Origin of the sequence: Pseudomonas alvandae (assembly GCF_019141525.1) — a bacterium.
GTDB lineage: Bacteria > Pseudomonadota > Gammaproteobacteria > Pseudomonadales > Pseudomonadaceae > Aquipseudomonas > Aquipseudomonas alvandae.
Genome location: NZ_CP077080.1, coordinates 5,445,716 through 5,466,801, shown reverse-complemented (window position 1 = coordinate 5,466,801; position 21,086 = coordinate 5,445,716). Strand labels below are relative to the sequence as shown.

General features: G+C 60.7%; 19 protein-coding genes and 1 tRNA gene. 7 read left to right on the top strand and 13 right to left on the bottom strand.

Annotated features, from left to right (window positions below; all coding sequences use genetic code 11):
- Window positions 1-108 precede the first annotated feature (108 nt).
- Both tla1 and KSS97_RS24355 read right to left on the bottom strand, forming a co-directional pair.
- Window positions 109-867: a toxin Tle1 chaperone Tla1 gene (gene tla1 / locus KSS97_RS24360; protein ID WP_217860327.1), complete on the bottom strand. Its 759-nt coding sequence runs from the start codon at window positions 865-867 to the stop codon at window positions 109-111.
- 18 nt (window positions 868-885) lie between these two features.
- On the bottom strand, window positions 886-3,276 hold the full coding sequence (locus KSS97_RS24355) for a type VI secretion system Vgr family protein (RefSeq protein ID WP_217860326.1): 2,391 nt from the start codon (window positions 3,274-3,276) through the stop codon (window positions 886-888).
- A 389-nt stretch (window positions 3,277-3,665) separates the two neighbouring features.
- Between KSS97_RS24355 and KSS97_RS24350 the strand changes: the two genes are divergently transcribed.
- Window positions 3,666-5,741: a calcium-binding protein gene (locus tag KSS97_RS24350; RefSeq protein WP_217860325.1), complete on the top strand. Its 2,076-nt coding sequence runs from the start codon at window positions 3,666-3,668 to the stop codon at window positions 5,739-5,741.
- Between the two features lie 55 nt (window positions 5,742-5,796).
- Here the strand turns inward: KSS97_RS24350 and ychF are convergent, their stop codons facing one another.
- From ychF to KSS97_RS24310, 8 genes are all read right to left on the bottom strand, one after another.
- A complete protein-coding gene (ychF, locus tag KSS97_RS24345) occupies window positions 5,797-6,897 on the bottom strand; it encodes a redox-regulated ATPase YchF (RefSeq protein ID WP_217860324.1) in 1,101 nt (366 codons plus the stop codon).
- Between the two features lie 22 nt (window positions 6,898-6,919).
- Window positions 6,920-7,504: an aminoacyl-tRNA hydrolase gene (pth, locus tag KSS97_RS24340; protein ID WP_030138575.1), complete on the bottom strand. Its 585-nt coding sequence runs from the start codon at window positions 7,502-7,504 to the stop codon at window positions 6,920-6,922.
- Window positions 7,505-7,669: 165 nt separating this feature from the next.
- The gene (locus tag KSS97_RS24335; RefSeq protein ID WP_030138576.1) at window positions 7,670-8,272 is read right to left on the bottom strand and encodes a 50S ribosomal protein L25/general stress protein Ctc; all 603 of its coding nucleotides are present in this window, start codon (window positions 8,270-8,272) and stop codon (window positions 7,670-7,672) included.
- Between the two features lie 140 nt (window positions 8,273-8,412).
- Window positions 8,413-9,354 carry a ribose-phosphate pyrophosphokinase gene (locus KSS97_RS24330; protein ID WP_003171603.1) on the bottom strand — a complete coding sequence of 314 codons (942 nt, stop codon included), beginning with the start codon at window positions 9,352-9,354 and terminating at the stop codon, window positions 8,413-8,415.
- 47 nt (window positions 9,355-9,401) lie between these two features.
- Window positions 9,402-9,476 (bottom strand) — tRNA-Gln (locus KSS97_RS24325).
- Between the two features lie 37 nt (window positions 9,477-9,513).
- Window positions 9,514-10,365 carry a 4-(cytidine 5'-diphospho)-2-C-methyl-D-erythritol kinase gene (gene ispE, locus KSS97_RS24320; protein WP_217860323.1) on the bottom strand — a complete coding sequence of 284 codons (852 nt, stop codon included), beginning with the start codon at window positions 10,363-10,365 and terminating at the stop codon, window positions 9,514-9,516.
- Window position 10,366: 1 nt separating this feature from the next.
- Window positions 10,367-10,984: a lipoprotein insertase outer membrane protein LolB gene (gene lolB / locus KSS97_RS24315; protein WP_030138578.1), complete on the bottom strand. Its 618-nt coding sequence runs from the start codon at window positions 10,982-10,984 to the stop codon at window positions 10,367-10,369.
- Between the two features lie 4 nt (window positions 10,985-10,988).
- Window positions 10,989-12,713, bottom strand: coding sequence for a tetratricopeptide repeat protein (locus KSS97_RS24310; RefSeq protein ID WP_217860322.1), 1,725 nt, complete (start codon window positions 12,711-12,713; stop codon window positions 10,989-10,991).
- Between the two features lie 181 nt (window positions 12,714-12,894).
- Here KSS97_RS24310 and hemA point away from each other — a divergent pair, with 181 nt between their 5' ends.
- The 6 genes from hemA (at window position 12,895) to KSS97_RS24280 (ending at window position 18,274) form a co-directional block, all read left to right on the top strand.
- A complete protein-coding gene (gene hemA / locus KSS97_RS24305) occupies window positions 12,895-14,184 on the top strand; it encodes a glutamyl-tRNA reductase (RefSeq protein WP_217860321.1) in 1,290 nt (429 codons plus the stop codon).
- Window positions 14,181-15,263 carry a peptide chain release factor 1 gene (gene prfA / locus KSS97_RS24300; protein ID WP_217860320.1) on the top strand — a complete coding sequence of 361 codons (1,083 nt, stop codon included), beginning with the start codon at window positions 14,181-14,183 and terminating at the stop codon, window positions 15,261-15,263. Before hemA ends, prfA begins: the two co-directional genes overlap by 4 nt.
- Before the next feature lie 14 nt (window positions 15,264-15,277).
- Window positions 15,278-16,108: a peptide chain release factor N(5)-glutamine methyltransferase gene (gene prmC, locus KSS97_RS24295; protein WP_217860319.1), complete on the top strand. Its 831-nt coding sequence runs from the start codon at window positions 15,278-15,280 to the stop codon at window positions 16,106-16,108.
- Entirely contained in the window at window positions 16,102-16,854 is a 753-nt protein-coding gene (locus KSS97_RS24290; protein WP_030138583.1) for a molybdopterin-synthase adenylyltransferase MoeB, read from the top strand. The genes prmC and KSS97_RS24290 overlap by 7 nt, the downstream gene beginning before the upstream one ends.
- Complete coding sequence (gene murI / locus KSS97_RS24285) at window positions 16,851-17,642, top strand: glutamate racemase (RefSeq protein ID WP_030138584.1); 792 nt, start codon at window positions 16,851-16,853, stop codon at window positions 17,640-17,642. The genes KSS97_RS24290 and murI overlap by 4 nt, the downstream gene beginning before the upstream one ends.
- 113 nt (window positions 17,643-17,755) lie before the next feature.
- Complete coding sequence (locus tag KSS97_RS24280) at window positions 17,756-18,274, top strand: acyloxyacyl hydrolase (RefSeq protein ID WP_030138585.1); 519 nt, start codon at window positions 17,756-17,758, stop codon at window positions 18,272-18,274.
- Between the two features lie 114 nt (window positions 18,275-18,388).
- On the opposite strand, the gene KSS97_RS24275 is transcribed toward KSS97_RS24280, so the two are convergent.
- The 3 genes from KSS97_RS24275 to phrB all read right to left on the bottom strand — a co-directional run bounded on the left by KSS97_RS24275 (window position 18,389) and on the right by phrB (window position 21,085).
- The gene (locus KSS97_RS24275; protein ID WP_030138586.1) at window positions 18,389-18,694 is read right to left on the bottom strand and encodes a YkgJ family cysteine cluster protein; all 306 of its coding nucleotides are present in this window, start codon (window positions 18,692-18,694) and stop codon (window positions 18,389-18,391) included.
- A gap of 28 nt (window positions 18,695-18,722) precedes the next feature.
- Window positions 18,723-19,484 (bottom strand): SDR family NAD(P)-dependent oxidoreductase, encoded by a 762-nt coding sequence (locus KSS97_RS24270; RefSeq protein ID WP_030138587.1) that lies wholly within the window; start codon window positions 19,482-19,484, stop codon window positions 18,723-18,725.
- A 167-nt stretch (window positions 19,485-19,651) separates the two neighbouring features.
- Window positions 19,652-21,085 (bottom strand): deoxyribodipyrimidine photo-lyase, encoded by a 1,434-nt coding sequence (phrB, locus tag KSS97_RS24265; RefSeq protein WP_030138588.1) that lies wholly within the window; start codon window positions 21,083-21,085, stop codon window positions 19,652-19,654.
- Window position 21,086 lies beyond the last annotated feature (1 nt).

Here is a 21,086-nt window from a genome sequence, read left to right as displayed (position 1 = left end):
AAAGTCCTTTTCATTTGCATTTCAAACGCAGAACCGTCTCGTCCGCACGGTTCCTTCCATGCGATCTGTTACGCAGCAATATCTCTCGCTATCAACACCGAGCCGCCCTTAAGAATTAACAAGCGAAGTTCCCTTCACGTAATCATCGAGTTTCCCGAAGTAATTCTCTTTGCCAGCCTGCACAGCCAACCGATATAACAAGGCGAAACGCTCTTCCTTACTGTCCTCAAGATGGTCAAATTCGCCGCCATTCAACATCTGCTGCGCATCGGAAATGCAGCCGATCAGGTCGCATTGCTCATCGCTCAGTTCGACGAAGGGCGGCATGTCGATGTTGCCCCGCGCCTGACCGGCGCCCCGTCGCCATTGCGGCTGGTCATCTCGGTCCAGCCAAGTCCAATAACTGACGGGGAGCAGGTACTGAATACGTTGCTCGTCGCTCAAGATGGAGGAGATAAGCAGAGGGAAGATTCGCGGGTCGTAGAACCGCAACAAGCCAGGTTGCCCGCCCCACTTCATTTGGGACAGGGCTTGCAGGGCGTGGCTGAGCGCATCGAAGGGCAATGGCGAGATCGCGACCAGCAACCGTGCATCGGTTGCACAGTGAGTCATGAGTTGTTCCAGCCAGGCGCGATGTTGCCAATGCGCCAGATTCAACCGAATCAATAGCGGCGCCTGCTCCAGCAGGTTTTCCTCCGGCGTACCGGTAAACAACGAGTGCCATGGAATCTCTGGGCTTATTTGCTTCAGGGCCGGGATGGCGCAATGGCCCCAATCAGACTGAACCAGCAGAAGGTCCACTCGCGGTATGTCCGAAGCCATACAGACGTGTTCAATCTGTTTTTGCCATTCGCTTGGCGTTGCCATATGCGTGTACTCCTTTTCTTAACTTTCGCGCGGAAGAATTCCAACAGCGTTTTCGCGGGCCACCTTGAGGCAGTCCTCACACACCGACTGCGGCAACTCCGGCAACGCAAAACTCTGCCCGGCCGGGAGTTCCCAGACATGCTGCCCCTTGAGGTTCAGCTTGCCGGGGCTGTGGATGTCGATCGCGCCGCTCGGGTTGATCCGGATGAACCCACCGCCACAGGCCAGGGTGATGCCGTTCTTGGCTGTCACCTGCACGTGCCCCTGCACCGACTGCACGCTGATGTCCTGCTGGGCTTTCATGGCCAGCACGTCGCCGTGGGATTCGATTTCCAGCGGGCCCTTGCCCGAGACGAGGCGCAGGCCTTCCTGTTGGGCGAGCAGCGAAATGGCCTGGTTGGCGTGGGCCGACAGGCGCTTGGCGGCCGCGAGGTTGATGTCGTCGTGGCTTTGCAGGTAGAGCGCGTCGCCGCTTTTGAGCAGCAGGCTGGCCGGGGTGACGGCGCCGATGCCCTGGGGGGCGCTGAGCAAGATGGCCGCGGCCTTGAGGTCTTTTGCGTCGGCCTGGAGTTGCTGCAAACCGTCGAGGTCAGGCGTGCGGCTGTGATGGGCCTGGGCGATGTGTTGCCACTCGGCCATCTGGCGCTTGGCACCTTCGATCTGGGCGGTGGCCGGGTCCATGCTGAGGACGTCACCCTTGGCCTTGACCTGCTCATCCGCACTGATAAACACCCCCCTGCCACCCCGGATCGCCCCCCAGCCATCGGTGCGCAACTCAAACCCTTCCCCACGTTTCTTGCGCGCGGCGTCCACCAGATGCCCCAGGTTCAACTGGCTTTTGCCACTGTGTTCAGTGCTGAGCTTGATGTGTTCCTGCCCGCGGGTGTCGTCCAGGCGCAGTTTGTTGTTGGTCGGGGTGCGCAGGACGTTGCGGCGTTCGTTGCGGGCGGTGACCGGGTCGGGGTGGCGGTCATCGTGCAGGGCGTGGGCGATGTAGGGGCGGTCGGGGTCGCCGTGTTCGAAGGCAATGGCCACTTCGGTGCCGGCCTGCAGCGGGAGGTGCAGGCCGTGGGTGTCGCCGCCGTAGGGTCGGGCCAGGCGTAGCCAGGCGCTTTCGCGGCCGGGTTGCCAGGTGTCGCGGTCGAACAGGAAGCGCACTTTGTAGCGGCCTTCGAAGTCAAGGTCGGCGTAGGGCGGGTTGACCACCGGGTGGCTGACGCGGGCGGGGATAGTGCCGCTCATGCGCGGCTTGGGCAGCAGCGCTGGGCGAAAGCACACGGTTTCCGAGTAGGGAATGGCTTGGAAGTGGGCGACGAAGCTGCGGTCGCGGGCCGCTTCGGTGCGCAGGCTGACGATCACCGCGCCGGGCTCGAAGGCCTTCGGCGCGCCGCCGGTGATGTCGAGGCGCTGCGCCGGGGCCAGGATGGCGCTGCTGGTGGTGCCGCTGAGGCGGGTCTGGTCGTTGAGGTAGAGCTCGTGGCGCAGGCGGGCGTAGAAGAAACCGCTTTCGCTTTGCAGGTCTTCGTCCAGGGCGTAGCGCTCGCCCAGCACCGTGTAGGGTTCGCCGTAGTGATAGGCCTCGCCGTAGGTGCCCTTGGCGCCTCGGGTGTGGTCGACTTCGCCGTCCAGGAAGGCGTGGGCCTCGCGGTGATGGTAGGCGCGAAAGCTGATGCTTTGCTCGACCATCCGGTGGGCGGTCTGCAGGTTCCAGACGGCATCCTGGCCATCGGCGGACAAGCCCGACGGCGGGCGACACGGCAACGTGACGCCGCGCTGGTAATGCCGCTGGTCGTCGTGAAACTCCACCACGTCGATGTTCAGGCGATCGTCGCTGGTGACGCGGTACCAGATGCCGACCTCGGCCAGCAGGCGCTCGACGAAGGCCAGGTCGCTCTCGTCGTATTGCATGACCTGTTCGCGCCGGGGGTACTGGCGCACCAGGTTGAAATAGAACTCCTCGCCACGAAAATCGTGGCGCGTGCGCAGGATGTGCTCGACGATCTCGGGCACCGACTGCTGCTGGTAGATGCGAAACTGCTTGCCGCGCCCAAGCCGCGCGAAACGCGGTTGCAAGGTGATTTCATAGCGGGCTTCGTCGTTGGAACCGGACAGGCGCTTGAAGCCTGAGATCACGCCATGGAAGGCGCGCAGCGGCTTGACCACCGGCGGCGTGAAACCCTTGGGCGTCGGCGGTGGCGGCACGGCGTACAGGTTGAAATAACCCCACCGGTTGAGCACGTCGGTGGCCGCCAGGTCGCGCTCGGTGCAGGTGAATTCGATGCGGTAGAGGTAGGGACGACTCAGGTGTTCCTCGCCGGTAAAGGCCAGGACGTCGAGGTGGGCGTCGAGGCCGGAGATTCGCAGGGTGTGGCGGCTGTGGTCGAAGAAGGTCGGGAGTGGGTTAGTCATGGTCGCCCCTGGGTTCCCACGCTCATGGCGCGTGGTTTTTTGTTGTCGAGGGGGACCAGATTGGCTCACGGCGAAGGGCAGATGCCATAGGTAAACGGCCCGTTCTGAAAATTCAGAAGAGTCCTATAAAGACGCGTTGCTCTTCCTTAGGAAGTTGCCTACATATGGCCGATTCCCTAGGCAAATAAGTGGGAAGGGGAGGGTTATTGTCCATCTGTCGTCATCCCCCAGCCAGAAGTGAACTTGCCGCTCGTTGATGCCTCCGAGCAAAAGGGCCATCCAGCCTGCTGACGGCTGCAAGCCACCGGTCAAGCCAATGATCGGAAGCGTGCAAAGCGTTGTGGCTCTTCCAGAGTGACGAATCCGGCATTTATTTAAAGGACTAAACCATGACAACCTTCGATAGTACGAAAGTGGATTCCCATACCGTGAGAACCGGCCCGGGCACTGTCCAGGTCGACCTCACCGGCCAGTTCGATGATGCCCAGAGCATCACTGTCCAGTCGGACGGCAAGATATTGATTGGCGGCTATACCGAGTACCTGGCATGGGGATACCCCGGGGCGCCAGGTGAGGAAAGCTACGGTTACGAACAGAACCATTCCGTTATCCGCCTGAATGCGGATGGAAGCCTGGATACCGGCTTTCATGACGGTGGCGTCGACATGGTACCGGCCACGACAGCGCCAGCGTCCCGCTATGAGCTGACGGCGGTGCAGTCCGATGGCAAGGTGCTTGTCGCTGTGGCGCTGAACACCGGCATACAGGTGGAGCGCTATAACAGCGACGGGACGCGCGATGCTGGCTTTGGTCAGAACGGCGTCATGACGGTCGACATCGGCCATGACTTCAAGGATATCGACCTGACGGCCAATACGGACGGCACCTTTCAGGTCAGTGCCCGCGGGTTTGACCAGGCGACCGTGACCAAGGTTGGCAATGACGGCAGCTTGTTCGACGGCTTTGGCGACCATGGCGTGCTGACCGTCGATATTTCCGAAGACCCGTTCTTCAACGGCGGGATCTCCACTGCCGTGCTGGCGGATGGAAGCGTCGTGGTCGGGGCTGCCTACAACGCCGCTGGTGTGGGCGATCCGACGTTCGCCTTGCAGCGTTTCAACGCCGACGGTCAGTTGGATACCCGTTTCGGTGACGATGGCGTCCTGCATTTGAGCGCCGCCATGGGGTTTGGCGAAGACTCGGTGGTCACCGTGCAGGCTGACGGCAAGATTATCGTGATGGGCCATGGCGAGGGCGATAGCTTGGCTACCGTGGCGCGGCTCAACGCTGACGGATCCTTCGACAGCAGCTTTGGCAGCAATGGCTCGGTGACCTTCGAGGCCGACACGCCGGTGGCTTTGACGGTACAAGCGGATGGCCGGATTTTGGCTGCCGGCACGAACAGCGGAGATTTCAATGTCATCCGCCTGAACGCCGACGGCAGCCTGGACACCAGCTTCGGCAGCCAGGATGGCAAGCTCCACGTGGATGGGTACGCTGGCGAGGAAATCCTGCGCGGCACCGATGCCGCCGAAATCATCCATGGCCTGGCGGGCGACGATGTGCTCCAGGGCGACGGCGGACGTGACGTGTTGCAAGGTGGCGCAGGCGCGGACATTTTCCGTTTTGCCGAATTGGGCGACAGTTTCCGCACCGCCACATTGAACAACAGCGACCGCATCCAGGACTTCGATGTCTCTGAGGACCGCATTGACCTGATCGGCTTGGGCTTCACCGGGATTGGCGACGGGCATGACGGTACCTTGGCCATCCAGGCCAGCGCGGACGGCACTCGCACGTACCTCAAGAGCTTCGACGCCGATGCCGCCGGGCAACGTTTTGAACTGGCGCTGGACGGTAATCTGGTCGGGCAGTTGAACAGCACCAACCTGGTGTTTACCGCGCCCACCGTCGAAGGTACGTCTGCCAACGATACGATCAGCGGTTCTGCCTTGTCGGAGATCATCCGTGGCCTGGACGGCAATGACCGTATCAACGGCGGCGCCGGAGCGGATGTCATCATCGGCGGCGCGGGCGCCGACCGTCTCAACGGCGGAGACCGGGCCGACATTTCGTTGTGGACGGACAATCGGGAAAATGCCGACGTGTTCCGCTATCTCTCCACCGAGGACAGCTACCGGACTGACAGCCAGAGCTTTGCCGACCTGATCGAAGGCTTCACGGTTGACGACAAGATCGATGTGTCGGCGCTGGGCTACACCGGTTTCGGAGAGGGTACGGACACTACGCTGAAGTTGGTTTACAACGAGGCACTGGACCGCACTTACCTGAAGGATGCGGAAGCGGACGCCCAAGGCCATTCGTTCCAGATCGCACTGGCTGGGGACTGGCGGGAAAGCCTTGGCGAAGACAACATGGTCTTTGCTCCCGCAGCGACGCCCGACGCCGAATTAGGCCTGATCGGGGTGGCGCCAGATGTCGATCAATGGCATTTGCTGAGTTGACGGGCACAAAAAAACCGCGTGGCAGGCAGACGCTGCCACGCGGTTTTTTTTCACTTCAGACGTTAAAGCGGAAGTGCATCACGTCGCCGTCCTTGACGATGTATTCCTTGCCTTCCAGACGCCATTTGCCGGCTTCCTTGGCGCCCGCTTCGCCCTTGTACTGGATGAAATCCGAGTAGGCGATGACTTCGGCGCGGATGAAGCCTTTCTCGAAGTCGGTGTGGATGACGCCGGCGGCTTGCGGGGCGGTAGCACCCACGCGAACGGTCCAGGCGCGGACTTCTTCGACACCGGCGGTGAAGTAGGTCTGCAGGTGGAGCATTTCGTAGCCGGCGCGAATCACGCGGTTCAGGCCTGGCTCTTCCAGGCCCAGGGCCTCGAGGAACATGTCTTTCTCTTCACCGTCGTCCAGCTCGGCGATTTCCGCTTCGATCTTGTTGCAGACCGGAACGACCATGGCGCCTTCTTCTTCGGCAATGGCCTTGACCACGTCCAGGTGCGGGTTGTTCTCGAAACCGTCTTCAGCGACGTTGGCGATGTACATGACCGGCTTGGTGGTCAGCAGGTGGAAGCCCTTGATCACCTGTTTCTCGTCGGTGCTCATGTTCTTCATCAGGCTGCGCGCAGGCTTGCCTTCGGTGAAGTGGGCGATCAGCTGTTCCAACAGGCCTTTCTGGACGACGGCGTCCTTGTCGCCACCCTTGGCGTTTCGAGCGACTTTCTGCAGTTGTTTCTCGCAGCTGTCGAGGTCGGCGAAAATCAGTTCCAGGTCGATGATTTCGATGTCGCGTTTTGGGTCGACGCTGTTGGAAACGTGAATCACGTTCTCGTCTTCGAAGCAGCGCACCACGTGGGCGATGGCATCGGTCTCACGGATGTTGGCCAGGAACTTGTTACCCAGGCCTTCGCCTTTCGAGGCACCGGCCACCAAGCCAGCGATGTCGACGAATTCCATGGTGGTCGGCAGGATACGCTTGGGATTGACGATCGCCGCCAAGGCTTCCAGGCGTGGATCGGGCATCGGCACGATGCCGCTGTTCGGCTCGATGGTGCAGAAGGGGAAGTTCTCGGCCGCGATCCCGGATTTGGTCAGGGCGTTGAACAGGGTGGACTTGCCAACGTTAGGCAGGCCGACGATGCCGCAATTGAATCCCATGGTGTTTCCCCTCGGATAAGTGTCAGGCCTTCTGGCTGTGCAGGTTTTTCATCGCGCGGTTCCATTCACCGGCGAGGATATCCGGCAGCACGCCGAGGGCGAAGTCGATGCTGGCATCGAGTTTTTCCTGTTCGGCGCGAGGCGCACGACCCAGGACAAAGTTTGAAACCATACTGGCAACGCCCGGGTGGCCGATGCCGAGCCGCAGGCGGTGAAAGGTATTCTGATTACCCAGTTGCGCGATGATGTCGCGCAACCCGTTGTGACCGCCATGGCCGCCGCCCTGCTTGAGCTTGGCGACGCCCGGAGGCAGATCGAGTTCGTCGTGGGCCACCAGGATTTCTTCCGGCTTGATGCGAAAGAAACCGGCCAATGCCGCCACGGCCTGGCCGCTGCGGTTCATGTAGGTGGTGGGAATCAACAGGCGAACATCCTGACCCTGGTGCGAAAAGCGCCCGGTCAAGCCGAAATATTTGCGATCGGCGGCCAGGCTGACGCCTTGGGCGTGCGCGATGCGCTCAACAAAAAGGGCCCCTGCGTTATGCCGGGTCTGTTCGTATTCGGTGCCTGGATTACCCAGGCCAACGATCAGTTTGATGGCAGTCACGATAGGGGCCCTTCCTGGAGTGGTGGATAACATGTCGCGTCAGACGGTGTGGCGACAACGAACGAAAATTGCGGATCTACCGTTAAGTAAACTTCGCGTTCTTGCCCGTTGTCTCGCTACGTTCCAGTCCGCGATGTTTCCGGTCACTCCGGCGACAGAGTGAAATTACTCTGCAGCGCCTTCTTCAGTAGCTTCTGGAGCAACACGTGGAGCGTGGACGTTGGCAACAGCCTTGTCATCACCGTGAGCCAGGGCAACAAACTCAACGCCTTTAGGAGCCTTGAGGTCGGACAGGTGAATGATCGTGCCGACTTCGGCGTCAGCCAGGTCGACTTCGATGAATTCAGGCAGGTCTTTCGGCAGGCAGGAAACTTCGATTTCCGAAGTCACGTGCGAGATCTCGCCGCCTTTCTTGACCGGGGCAGCTTCGTTGATGAAGTGCACTGGAACAACAGCAGTCAGCTTCTGACCGGCAACAACGCGGACGAAGTCAGCGTGCATCACGTGGCCTTTGGCCGGGTGACGCTGCAGGGCTTTGATCACGACGTTTTGCTTGGTGCCGCCAATGTTCAGCTCGATGATGTGGCTGTAGGCCGCTTCGTTTTCGAGCAGTTTGGCAACTTCCTTGGCCAGCATGCTGATGGACTCAGGGGCTTTTTCGCCACCGTAGACTACAGCTGGAACCAGGCTTGCGAGACGACGCAGGCGGCGGCTCGCACCTTTCCCCAGGTCGGAACGCACTTCAGCATTCAGAGTAAAATCGTTCATGTTGTATCTCCAAAATAGCCATTTCCGAATGACGTCTGCGACCGACGCCAAAGCGGTATGGGCAAAAAAGCCCCGCCCCAACATGAGTGTTGGGGCGGGGCGCTTTTCGTCAACGAGACATTCAGGAAAGGGCAGGGCCCTTAGCGGAACATCGCACTGATCGATTCTTCATTGCTGATGCGGCGAACCGCCTCGGCAACCACCGGTGCGATATCCAGTTGACGGATACGCGCACAGGCTTGTGCTGCAGCGGACAACGGGATGGTGTTGGTCACCACCAGCTCGTCCAGCACGGAATTTTCAATGTTTTCGATCGCCCGACCGGACAGCACTGGGTGTGTGCAGTAGGCAAAGACCTTGGCAGCGCCATGCTCTTTCAGGGCCTTGGCCGCGTGGCACAGGGTGCCGGCGGTATCGACCATGTCATCGACCAGAATGCAGGTACGCCCTTCGACGTCACCAATGATATGCATCACTTCGGAGTGATTGGCTTTCTCACGGCGTTTGTCGATGATACCCAGATCAACGCCCAGGGATTTGGCAACGGCCCGTGCACGCACGACGCCGCCGATATCCGGGGACACGATCATGAGGTTTTCGAAGCGCTGATCTTCAATGTCATCCACCAGGACTGGGGAGCCGTAGATGTTATCCACGGGAATATCGAAGAAGCCCTGAATCTGGTCAGCATGCAGATCGACCGTGAGTACACGATCGATGCCGACTACGGTCAGCATATCGGCGACGACTTTCGCGCTGATAGCCACACGTGCGGAACGCGGACGGCGATCCTGGCGGGCATAACCAAAGTAAGGAATAACAGCAGTGATACGAGTAGCCGAGGAGCGGCGGAAGGCATCAGCCATCACGACGAGTTCCATCAGGTTATCGTTGGTCGGAGCGCAAGTCGGCTGAATAATGAAGACGTCTTTACCGCGAACGTTTTCATTGATCTCGGCAGTGATTTCGCCGTCGGAGAACTTACCGACAGAAATGTCACCGAGAGGGATATGCAGCTGACGTACGACACGCCGAGCCAGATCGGGGTTGGCGTTCCCCGTAAAGACCATCATCTTGGACACGCGCAGTACCTGAAGGCTGAGGGTATACCTGGATGAGTATAGGAAAATGGCAGGGGCGGCTGGATTCGAACCAACGCATGGCAGGATCAAAACCTGCTGCCTTACCGCTTGGCGACGCCCCTGTATCTGTTGCTGCGAGTGCCCAGCACTCGATTCCTTTTAGAGCAGGCTTTGCAGCTTGCGATGCAACATCGAAACGTTGCTTCCTTTTGCTACAAACCCTGTAAGGGTCTCTGTCAGAAGGGCCGAGACTTTATCAGCTTCAGCTTTGCTTGGGAAGCCCCCAAACACACAACTTCCAGTTCCGGTGAGTTTTGCTTCGGTAAAATTACCTAACAAATTCAATGCGTTACGAACATCTGGATAACGCTTTGCTACCACCGGTAAGCAGTCATTTCGACTGTTTCCCTTGGGAACGGGGCGCACTTTAATGGGAGGAGAGTTACGTGTCAACAGTGGATCTGAAAAAATTTCTGCTGTACTTACAGATACTTGCGGCACCAGCACCAAGTACCAGGGTTCTTCGGGTTCTACCGGCGTGAGTTTTTCCCCCACACCCTCGGCAAAAGCCGCGTGGCCACGCACGAAAACCGGTACGTCGGCGCCCAGCGTCAGGCCCAAGGCCGCCAAGCGATCCATGTCCCAGCCCAGTTGCCACAAATGATTCAGGCCCAGCAAAGTCGTCGCCGCATTCGAACTGCCACCACCGATGCCGCCGCCCATGGGCAGGATTTTTTCGATCCAGATATCGATGCCCAGCGAACAACCGGATTGTTCCTGGAGTTGTTTTGCGGCCTTGACGATCAGGTTGCTGTCGTGGGGAACGCCAGCGAATTCGGTGTGCAAGCGGATCACGCCATCGTCGCGCACGGCGAAAGTAATCTCGTCGCCGTAGTCCAGGAACTGAAAGATCGTTTGCAGCTCGTGGTAACCGTCCGGTCGCCGGCCGAGGATGTGCAGCATCAGGTTGAGCTTGGCCGGGGAGGGGAGCGTCAGGCGTGTTGCGCTCATGTCATTGCCCCAGCTTGCGCGGCTGCCATTGCTTGATGACCAGCGTGACGTCGAGGTTGCTGCCGTGCAGCTTGATGCGCTCGGGCAACCAATAGCCGTTCTGCTGGGCATAGCTGAGGTATTCGATCTGCCAGTCGTCCTGCTCCAGGTTGGACAGGCGACTGTCCGCGTCGAGGGTCAAGCGGCTTTTGCTGTCCGGTGCCGGCAGGCCGCGAACCCACCAGGTCAGGTGCGACACCGGCAGTTTCCAGCCCAGTTGTTCTTCCAGCAGCGCTTCAGGCGTTGGCGCCTCGTAGCGTCCCTGGTTGGCGACTTCCAGCGAAACCTGGCCCGGCCGGCCGGTCAAGCGTGCGGCGCCACGGCCCAGCGGCCCGGAGAGGCGAATGTCGTAGTAATCCTGGCGCTGCAGCCAGAACAAGGTGCCGCTGCCCGAATCCTTTGGCGCGCGAATACCGATCTTGCCGTCGATCTGCCAGCCATCGAGGCCACTCAATTGTTGCTTGTGCTCGCGCCACTGGGCCTGGTTGCCCTGGCCCTGGACGGATTCACGGGCGCCGAAGCCCGCGCAACCGGCGAGCAGGGCGATGAAACTGAAAACGATGAAATGGCGCAAAAACATAATCTTAAAGAGTCTCTGATCCGGTCAGGCGTTTGATGGTGCTGCGCAGGATGGGGCTGTCGGGCTGTTCCTTGAGAAACTTGTCCCAAATCTGCCGGGCTTCGCGTTGTTTACCGTTGGCCCACAACACTTCACCCAGGTGAGCGGCGACCTCCTGGTCCGGGAATCGCTCCAGGGCCTGGCGCAACAGGCGTTCGGCTTCGTCGAGATTGCCCAGGCGGAAGTTCACCCAGCCGAGACTGTCGAGTACCGCCGGGTCTTCCGGGTTGATCTGGTGGGCCTGCTCGATCAGCACCTTGGCTTCATCGTAGCGGGTGGTGCGATCCGACAGGGTGTAGCCAAGGGCGTTGAGGGCCATGGCGTTGTCCGGGTCGCGCTGGATGATCAGGCGCAGGTCTTTCTCCATCTGGGCCAGATCATTGCGTTTTTCCGCCAGCATGGCGCGGGTATACAGCAGGTTCAGATCGTCCGGGTATTGCTTCAAGGCTTGTTGCAACACGCCCCAGGCCTTGTCGCCCTGGTTGTTGGCCGACAGGGTCTCGGCCTCGATCAGGAAAAGCTGGATACCATAATCCGGCTGGGTGTCGCGCTGGATGGCCAGGCGACTCTGGGCCTCGGCCGTCCTGCCGTTGCCCATCAGGATGTCGGCCTGGCGCAACTGCGCCGGGAGATAATCGTTGCCCGGGCCGACCTGGGCGTATTCGATCAGGGCACTCTCGGGGTCGTTGCGCTCCTCGGCGATGCGACCGAGGTTCAGGTGGGCCGAATCGACATGGCTTTCCCGCGCGATCAGGTCTTCCAGGTAGCCCTTGGCCTCTTCCCAGGCCTTGGCTTCCAGGCAGACCAGTGCCAGGGAATAACGCAGGTCATCATCCTCCGGGTACTGCTGCACCAGGCTAGAAAACTCGACCTTGGCGTCGTCCATGCGGTTGTTCTCGACCAGCATGCGCGCATAGGTAAGGCGCAGGCGTTTGTCGTCCGGATATTTCTTGATGCTTTTTTCCATCAGCGGCAGGGCTTCGTCGCCGCGATTCATGCCTTGCAACAGCCGTGCGCGCAACAGGATTGGCGCCACTTCGCCTGCCTCTGGCGGGTTGTCTTCCAGCAGGGTGAGGGCGCCCTGGGAGTCGCCGTCCTGTTGCAGCAGCAATGCCTTGCCGAAAATCAGTTGCCCATTGTTCGGATGACGCTGCAGTAGGCGGTCGAAGCTCTTCATCAGGCCGGCGCGGGTTTCCTGGTCGGTATCGGCGGCGGACAGCGCGAGGAAGTCGAAATGGGTGTCGCCTTTGCCCTGCAGGACTTTTTCCATATACGTCATGGCATCGTCATAGCGTCCGGCACGTGCCAGTTGTATGGCGGCGGCGCGTTGCGCTTCCAGATCGTCCGGGGCGTTCTTCGCCCAGATCAGCGCAGTATCCAATGCAGGCTGGTCAGCGCCCAGGTACTCGGCGATGCGAAACGCGCGCTCGGAAATCCCCGGGTCCTGGGTGTTGATGGCCTGGGTGACGTAGTTATCCAGCGCAATGTCGAAGCGATTGCGTTGGCCCGCCAGCTCGGCGCTCAACAGGCTGAAGATGGTCTCCTCGCTGAACGAGCCGTAGACCTTGGGTTTTTCGGGGGTCGGGGAACTGTCTTCGACCGGTGGCGTACCGTCCGTCGAAACGGGGGCCATGGACTGGCAGCCGCCGAGGAGGGCAAAAGCGAGGAGCAACGCAAAGGATCTATTCATATAGGAAGAGGACGACTAACCTGCGGTCGGATCATCATGACACAAGCCATCGGTCAAACATAACCGAGTCTCGGCGGATGCTTTATAGGCACAGGTAATTGTGACAATAGTCGGGGGTGGTTGTTCTGGATCTGGCGAAGTAGGACAATTGCCGGCTTCACGTCACCATCAGCGACCTTGAATGGCCTTCCTTGCACTTGGTATTAACCACAAGACTGCTTCAGTAGACGTCCGCGAGCGCGTGGCCTTTACGCCTGAGCAGCTGGTTGAGGCCCTGCAGCAGCTCTGCCGACTCACCGACAGCCGCGAAGCTGCGATCCTCTCCACCTGCAATCGCAGCGAGCTTTATATAGAACAGGATCACGTTTCTGCCGATTCAGTGCTGCGCTGGCTGGCCGAATATCATGAATTGAGCCTTGAAGAGCTGCGCGCCAGTGCCTATGTGCATGAAGACGATGCGGCCGTTCGTCACATGATGCGTGTCGCCTCGGGGCTTGATTCGCTGGTGTTGGGCGAGCCGCAGATCCTCGGCCAGATGAAATCGGCGTACGCCGTGGCGCGCGAGGCAGGCACCGTCGGCCCGCTGCTGGGGCGGCTGTTCCAGGCCACGTTCAATGCCGCCAAGCAGGTGCGCACCGACACCGCCATTGGTGAGAACCCGGTGTCCGTGGCGTTTGCCGCGGTCAGCCTGGCGAAGCAGATTTTCAGTGACCTGCAGCGCAGCCAGGCGTTGCTGATCGGTGCCGGCGAGACCATCACCCTGGTTGCCCGCCACCTGCATGACCTGGGCGTGAAACGCATCGTGGTCGCCAACCGCACGCTGGAGCGCGCCAGCACCCTGGCCGAACAGTTCGGCGCCCACGCGGTGCTGCTGTCCGACATTCCCGCCGAGCTGGTACACAGCGACATCGTCATCAGTTCCACCGCCAGCCAGTTGCCGATTCTTGGCAAGGGCGCGGTGGAAAGCGCCTTGAAGCTGCGCAAGCACAAGCCGATCTTCATGGTCGACATTGCCGTGCCGCGTGACATCGAGCCGGAAGTCGGCGAACTGGACGACGTTTACCTCTACAGTGTCGATGACCTGCACGAAGTGGTTGCCGAAAACCTGAAGAGCCGGCAAGGCGCGGCCCAGGCGGCGGAAGAGATGATTACCGTCGGCGCCGAGGATTTCATGGTGCGCCTGCGCGAGCTGGCGGCGGTGGACGTGCTCAAGGCGTATCGTCAGCAAAGTGAACGGCTGCGTGACGAAGAATTGCAAAAGGCCCAGCGCCTGCTGGCCAACGGTGGCAGTGCCGAAGAGGTGCTGGTGCAACTGGCCCGTGGCCTGACCAACAAGCTGCTCCACGCGCCCAGCGTCCAGCTCAAGAAACTGACCGCCGAAGGCCGCCTCGATGCGTTGGCCATGGCCCAGGAACTTTTCGCCCTCGGTGAGGCTTCACCGGATAGCTTTTCGGATAAAAAATCGCAATGAAAGCGTCACTGCTCAATAAGCTGGACATTCTCCAGGACCGTTTCGAGGAACTGACCGCCTTGCTGGGCGACGGCGAGGTCATTTCCGACCAGAACAAGTTCCGGACCTACTCCAAGGAGTACGCCGAAGTCGAGCCGATTGTCGCGACCTATAAACAGTTGCTCAAGGTGCAAGGCGATCTCGAGGGCGCCCAGGCGCTGCTCAAGGACAGCGACCCGGACATGCGCGAAATGGCGGTGGAAGAGGTGCGCGAGGCCAAGGAGCAACTGGTCGAGTTGGAAAGCAACCTGCAGCGCATGCTGCTGCCCAAGGATCCGAACGACGGGCGCAACGTGTTCCTTGAAATCCGCGCCGGCACCGGTGGTGACGAGGCGGCGATCTTTTCCGGCGACCTGTTTCGCATGTACTCGCGCTACGCCGAGCGTCGTGGCTGGCGTGTGGAAATCCTCTCGGAGAACGAAGGCGAACACGGCGGCTATAAAGAAGTCATCGCCCGGGTCGAGGGTGACAACGTCTATGGCAAGCTGAAATTCGAATCCGGCGCCCACCGCGTACAGCGTGTGCCGGCCACCGAATCCCAGGGCCGCATCCACACATCCGCCTGCACCGTGGCGGTGTTGCCCGAGCCGGACGAACAGGAAGCCATCGAGATCAACCCGGCGGACCTGCGGATCGACACCTACCGCTCCTCCGGCGCGGGCGGCCAGCACGTCAACAAGACCGATTCGGCGATCCGCATCACGCACTTGCCCTCGGGCATCGTGGTCGAGTGCCAGGAAGAGCGCTCCCAGCACAAGAACCGCGCGCGGGCGATGTCCTGGTTGTCGGCCAAGCTCAACGACCAGCAGACCAGCGCCGCCGCCAACGCCATCGCCAGCGAGCGGAAATTGCTGGTGGGCTCGGGTGATCGTTCCGAGCGGATCCGTACCTACAACTTTGCCCAGGGCCGGGTCACCGACCATCGCGTCAACCTGACCCTGTATTCCCTGGATGAAATCCTCGCCGGTGGTGTCGACGCGGTGATCGAGCCCTTGCTGGCCGAATACCAGGCCGACCAGTTGGCCGCGATTGGCGAATAGGCACAGGTGAATAAATGACCATCATTGCCAGTCTGTTACGCGCCGCCGAGCTGCCGGATTCGCCCACGCCACGGCTGGACGCCGAGTTGCTGCTGGCCGCTGCGCTGGGCAAGTCCCGCAGCTTCCTGCACACCTGGCCCGAGCGGATCGTACCCAGCGAGGCGGCGCTGTTGTTTTCCGAGTACCTGCGTCGCCGGCGCTCCGGTGAGCCGGTGGCCTACATTCTCGGGCAGCAGGGCTTCTGGAAACTGGACCTGGAGGTGGCGCCCCATACGCTGATCCCGCGCCCCGACACCGAGCTGCTGGTGGAAGCTGCGTTGGCCTTGCTGCCGGCCACGCCGGCCCGGGTCCTGGACCTCGGCACCGGCAGCGGCGCGATAGCCCTGGCGTTGGCCAGCGAGCGCCCGGCCTGGACAGTCACGGCGGTCGATCGGGTGCTCGAAGCGGTGGCCCTGGCCGAACGCAATCGCCAGCGCCTGGACCTGCGCAACGTGACGGTGGCGAGCAGTCACTGGTTCAGCGCCCTGGAGGGCAAACGTTTCGAATTGATCATCAGCAACCCGCCCTATATCGCCGCCAGCGACCCGCACCTGGCCGAGGGCGACGTGCGGTTCGAGCCGGCCAGTGCGCTGGTCGCGGGGCCGGACGGGCTTGATGACTTGCGCGCGATCGTTGACCTGGCCCCCGATCATCTCGAGGCGGGCGGCTGGTTGATGCTCGAACACGGTTACGACCAGGCTGAAGCGGTGCGCGACCTGTTGAGCGGCCGAGGGTTCGCCGAAGTCCACAGTCGCAAGGACCTGGGCAATCATGAACGCATCAGCCTGGGACGCCTGCCGTGCTGAACGATCAGGAATTGCTGCGCTATAGCCGACAGATTCTGCTGCAACACGTCGACATCGATGGGCAGTTGCGCCTCAAGCAGGGCCGCGTGTTGATCATCGGGCTGGGCGGCCTCGGCGCTCCGGTGGCGTTGTACCTCGCCGCCGCTGGCGTTGGCGAGATGCACTTGGCGGACTTCGACACGGTCGACCTGACCAACCTCCAGCGGCAGATCATCCACGACACCGACAGCGTCGGCCTGAGCAAAGTCGAATCGGCGGTGCGGCGCCTGACCGCCATCAATCCCGAGGTCCGGCTGGTGCCTCACACGGCTGCGATGGACGAAGACAGCCTGGCAGATGCCGTGGCGGCGGTGGACGTGGTGCTGGATTGCTCCGACAATTTTTCCACGCGCGAAGCGGTGAACGCTGCCTGTGTGGCGGCGGGCAAGCCATTGGTCAGCGGCGCGGCGATTCGTCTGGAAGGACAGTTATCGGTGTTCGATCCGCGTCGCGCCGAAAGTCCGTGTTACCACTGCCTCTACGGTCACGGCAGCGAAGCTGAATTGACCTGCAGCGAGGCCGGCGTACTTGGCCCGCTCGTGGGGCTGGTGGGCAGCCTCCAGGCGCTCGAAGCCTTGAAGCTGCTGGCCGGTTTTGGTGAGCCACTGGTGGGGCGCTTGCTGTTGATCGATGCCTTGGGCACGCGTTTTCGCGAATTGCGGGTCAAGCGTGATCCGGGTTGCAGCGTCTGTGGCAAGCCGACATGAGTGAAGCGCCGGTCGGTGTGTTCGATTCCGGGGTCGGCGGGTTGTCGGTGCTGGGTGAGATCCGTCGGTTGCTGCCCAATGAATCTCTCCTGTATATCGCTGACTGCGGGCATATCCCTTACGGCGAAAAGAGCCCGGAATTCATTCGCGAGCGATGCGCGATCATTGCGGGCTTTCTCCAGCGCGAAGGCGCCAAGGCGCTGGTGGTCGCTTGCAATACCGCGACGGTGGCCGGAGTCGCCGACCTGCGTCGCGATTACCCCGAGTGGCCCATCGTCGGCATGGAGCCAGCGGTCAAGCCTGCCGCCGCCGCCACGCGAAGCGGCATCGTGGGTGTGCTGGCAACCACGGGCACCTTGCAGAGCGCCAAGTTCGCTGCGTTGCTCGATCGTTTTGCCACGGATGTGCGGGTCATCACGCAGCCCTGCCCAGGGCTGGTGGAATTGATCGAGGCCGGTGACTTGAACAGCCCGGCCTTGCTTCAATTGCTGCAAGGCTACGTCACTCCCTTGCTGGCGGCCGGTTGCGACACATTGATCCTCGGCTGCACGCACTATCCATTCCTCAAGCCGTTGCTCAAGCAAATGGTTCCTGAACATATCAGCCTGATCGACACGGGCGCCGCCGTGGCTCGGCAACTTCAACGCCTGTTGGCCGAACGGAATCTACTGGCCCACGGGCCGGCCAGTGAAGCGCAATTCTGGACCAGTTCGGATCCGCTACATTTAAGAAAAATCCTACCGACTCTATGGGATTCGTCTGACATTGTGCGAAACTTCGAACTGTAAAAAAAACGTGAAAATTGTGTAAATCGAGCTGAACTTCTGTTTTGGCGCCGATTTCTATAGCTCTGTCTGTTGTAAGAAAAAACTAACTAGGCTGTCGGAAAAGGATGTTTCTAATGAAGCGCTTATTCTGCTTTGCCGCGTTTGCGGCTGCATTGCTGGGGCACACTTACACCGCGCAGGCAGCGGGCGTCGAGTTCGGGGTAGGCCAGACTGGCGACTCGACCATGACCTACCGCCTGGGCATGCAATTCGATTGGGACAAAAGTTGGTTGCAGAGCGACGTGGGGCGCCTGACCGGTTACTGGAGCGGTGCTTACACGTACTGGGAGGGGGATGAGACCTCCAGCAACCATAGCTTGTCGTTTTCGCCGGTATTTGTGTACGAATTTGCCGGTCAGAATGTGAAGCCTTATATCGAGGCGGGCGTGGGCGTTGCGTTGTTTGAAAACACCGAAGTGGAAAGCAACAAGCTGGGCACGGCGTTCCAGTTCGAGGATCGCATCGGTTTCGGCCTGCGCTTCAAGGGTGGGCATGAAGTGGGCATCCGCGCCACTCATTACTCCAACGCCGGCATCAAGTCGACCAACGACGGTGTGGAAAGCTACGCGCTGCACTACACGATGCCGTTGTAACACTCGATCCTGTGGGGGCGGGCTTGCTCGCGAATGCGTAGTGTCAGTCACATCAATGCTGGCTGAACCGCCGCTTTCGCGAGCAAGCCCACTCCCCCAATAAACGCGGATTTCCTACCGATACGCCGTCGTGATGCCCTGTCGCTCCTCCAGGCATTCCGGCGCACCCATTTCGAATTCCCTGCAAATCAGCGGACGCCTCTCGTAGATCGTGCACATCATGCTGTCTCGATCCAGCGCCGCACACCAACCGTCATCCAGCCGCAGCATCACTTCCCCTCCCCAATCGTCGGTGTCGATAAACCGCTCGGGAACGCCGGTGTCGGTGATGAGCATGACTTCGAGCTGGCAGCAGCACGCCGCGCAGGTCGAGCAGGTGACGACCGGCGCGGGGAGTTCAACGAGAGGGATGGTTTTCATGGGGCGCAGTGTAAGGCAACCGGGCCGATCAGGGTTGTCCCTTGATCGGGGATTGTCCTGCTTTTTGGCAGGCGGCGATGTCGCCTTGGGTGGGGTCGCTTGATGACGGTAACGGCCAGAGCTTCGTCATGGAGGCAGCAGGCAAGGCCATCTCGTGGGGGCGTTCCTCCAATTGCGTCAGTATGTGGCTCGCTGCCGTTTCAGCGGTCCATCGGGCCAGCACTGAAAAATCCTCATCGACACCTGTCGCCGAATTGCCGAAGCCAGGGATGACCAATGTGAGGTCGATCCCCTTGGAGGCCAGGTCGGCACGCACTGACTCGAATACTTGGCGCATCGCGTTGCCGTCGCCCTCGGCTTGCGAGGGTCGCAAGTAAGTGACCGGGCTGGTGATGCCCACCAGATGCGGCTCGGCTCCCTGGTGTAACAATGGACGCGCCGTCTCGATGCAGAAACTCGCTGCAAGCAAATTGCTGCGAATGATGTGTTCAATCAGTGTGCTATCGGTGGGTTGGCCAGCAACGTATTCAGCCGTGCCTGCATTGATGATCACTGTATCCAGTGCTCCCCATTCCTGGGCAAGCCGCTGGCCGATCTCTCGAACGGTCTGGCTGTCGGTCAAGTTGCCCGGCACCATCAGCACCTGGCCGGGAAATTGTTGTGAAAGGGTCTCGCAAGAGGGCGCGACGCGGGAACTCACGGCCAACTGCCCTCCGGCCTGAAGAATCGCTTCGGCCAACGCAGCCCCCAATCCGTTACTGGCACCGGTCAGCCAATATTTTCGCGCCATCGTTCTCCCCTTTTTGCGCACAGCCTTGATTTGAAATGAACCAGGCTTGGACCGTGCATCCTGCACAATGCCTTTAATGGCCCCTTCGATTAGTCAGACTACATAGCCTTCACAACTGATTGCATCCGGTCTTCAACAATTTCACGTTCGGTGATCGGCCATCCATGTCATCCCATGTCTTGTCGCGCTGGCAGATTCCTGAAGGCTGTCAGCGCACGTGCTCGGGATTCGGCCAGGTCGACGATCGGCCGATGGTATTGCACCGCGTCAAACAGATTGACTTGTGCATTTGGGCTATGGACCCGTAGCCCGTCTATATCGTTCAGTTCAGGTATCCACCGTTTGATAAACAGTCCCTCGCGATCAAATTTTTCCGATTGGCTCAAGGGGTTGAAGATGCGGAACCAGGGCGCGGAATCCGTGCCGGTGGAAGCACTCCACTGCCAGCCGCCATTGTTGGCGGCCAAGTCCCCGTCGATCAGGTGGCGCATGAAAAAACGTTCGCCTTCGCGCCAGTCGATCAGCAAATTCTTGGTCAGGAACATGGCGACCACCATCCGCAGGCGGTTGTGCATCCAGCCGGTCTCCAATAATTGACGCATGGCCGCGTCGATAATCGGCAGGCCGGTGCGGCCCTGCTGCCAGGCTTCCAATTCGTCGGGAGCCTTGCGCCAGGCCAGCGCTTCGGTTTCCGGGCGGAACGCGCGATGGCGCGACACGCGTGGATAGCCCACAAGAATGTGTTTATAGAACTCGCGCCAGAGCAATTCATTGATCCAGGCCACGGTACCGGCACTTCCGCTCTCGAATTCGCCCTGGTTGGCTTGCAGCGCAGCGTGCAGGCACTGGCGTGGTGAAACAACGCCGGCCACCAGATAGGCCGAAAGCTGGCTGGTGCCGGGGTGGGCGGGGAAGTCGCGCTCTCGCTGGTATTCATCGATGTGTTGATCGATAAAGGCGTCCAGCCGCCGTCGGGCCTCGTTCTCGCCGGCAGGCCAGAGGGCACGTAGCGCCTCGCTGGGAGGTGCGAAACCTTCGACGTGTGCGGGCACCGGATCGCTGGCGATGGCCGTGCGGGCTTGTCCGGTCGGCGCGGGAACCAGATTGGGTAGCGAAAGGTTCAAGCGCTGGTAGCACACCTTGCGAAACTGGCTGAACACTTGGAAATAGTTGCCGGTCCTGGTCAGGACGCTGCCGGGCCGGAACAGCAGTTGATCAAGGTAACCGTGGAACGCCACGCCTTGATCCTTCAGGGTTCGAGCAACCTCGCCATCACGCCGGGTTTCGTTCACGCCGTATTCTTCGTTGGCATGCACGGCGCTGATATTCAATTCGCGACACAGTGTTGCCAGCACCTGGGGCGCCTGGTCCCAGTGCGAAGCGTGGCGAATCAGCAGCGGAATGTTCAATGTGTTCAGCGCCGCACTCAACGAGGCGAGGTTGCGCAGCCAGAAATCGATCTTGCAGGGAGCATCGTCATGGGCGCGCCATTGCCCGGGGCTCATCAGGTACACCGCCACGCAGGGGCCCGCGGCTGCGGCTGCCGCCAGGGCGGTGTTGTCGTGCAGGCGCAAGTCGCTGCGCAGCCAGATCAGTTGCATG

Coding starts and splice junctions, on each gene's coding strand:
- KSS97_RS24355 (WP_217860326.1), bottom strand. CDS start 3,276: ATGACTAACCCACTCCCGACCTTCTTCGACCACAGCCGCCACACCCTG.
- tla1 (WP_217860327.1), bottom strand. CDS start 867: ATGGCAACGCCAAGCGAATGGCAAAAACAGATTGAACACGTCTGTATG.
- hemA (WP_217860321.1), top strand. CDS start 12,895: ATGGCCTTCCTTGCACTTGGTATTAACCACAAGACTGCTTCAGTAGAC.
- phrB (WP_030138588.1), bottom strand. CDS start 21,085: ATGCAACTGATCTGGCTGCGCAGCGACTTGCGCCTGCACGACAACACC.
- murI (WP_030138584.1), top strand. CDS start 16,851: ATGAGTGAAGCGCCGGTCGGTGTGTTCGATTCCGGGGTCGGCGGGTTG.
- KSS97_RS24310 (WP_217860322.1), bottom strand. CDS start 12,713: ATGAATAGATCCTTTGCGTTGCTCCTCGCTTTTGCCCTCCTCGGCGGC.
- KSS97_RS24280 (WP_030138585.1), top strand. CDS start 17,756: ATGAAGCGCTTATTCTGCTTTGCCGCGTTTGCGGCTGCATTGCTGGGG.
- ychF (WP_217860324.1), bottom strand. CDS start 6,897: ATGGGATTCAATTGCGGCATCGTCGGCCTGCCTAACGTTGGCAAGTCC.
- KSS97_RS24335 (WP_030138576.1), bottom strand. CDS start 8,272: ATGAACGATTTTACTCTGAATGCTGAAGTGCGTTCCGACCTGGGGAAA.
- prmC (WP_217860319.1), top strand. CDS start 15,278: ATGACCATCATTGCCAGTCTGTTACGCGCCGCCGAGCTGCCGGATTCG.
- KSS97_RS24350 (WP_217860325.1), top strand. CDS start 3,666: ATGACAACCTTCGATAGTACGAAAGTGGATTCCCATACCGTGAGAACC.
- ispE (WP_217860323.1), bottom strand. CDS start 10,365: ATGAGCGCAACACGCCTGACGCTCCCCTCCCCGGCCAAGCTCAACCTG.
- KSS97_RS24270 (WP_030138587.1), bottom strand. CDS start 19,484: ATGGCGCGAAAATATTGGCTGACCGGTGCCAGTAACGGATTGGGGGCT.
- lolB (WP_030138578.1), bottom strand. CDS start 10,984: ATGTTTTTGCGCCATTTCATCGTTTTCAGTTTCATCGCCCTGCTCGCC.
- KSS97_RS24275 (WP_030138586.1), bottom strand. CDS start 18,694: ATGAAAACCATCCCTCTCGTTGAACTCCCCGCGCCGGTCGTCACCTGC.
- prfA (WP_217860320.1), top strand. CDS start 14,181: ATGAAAGCGTCACTGCTCAATAAGCTGGACATTCTCCAGGACCGTTTC.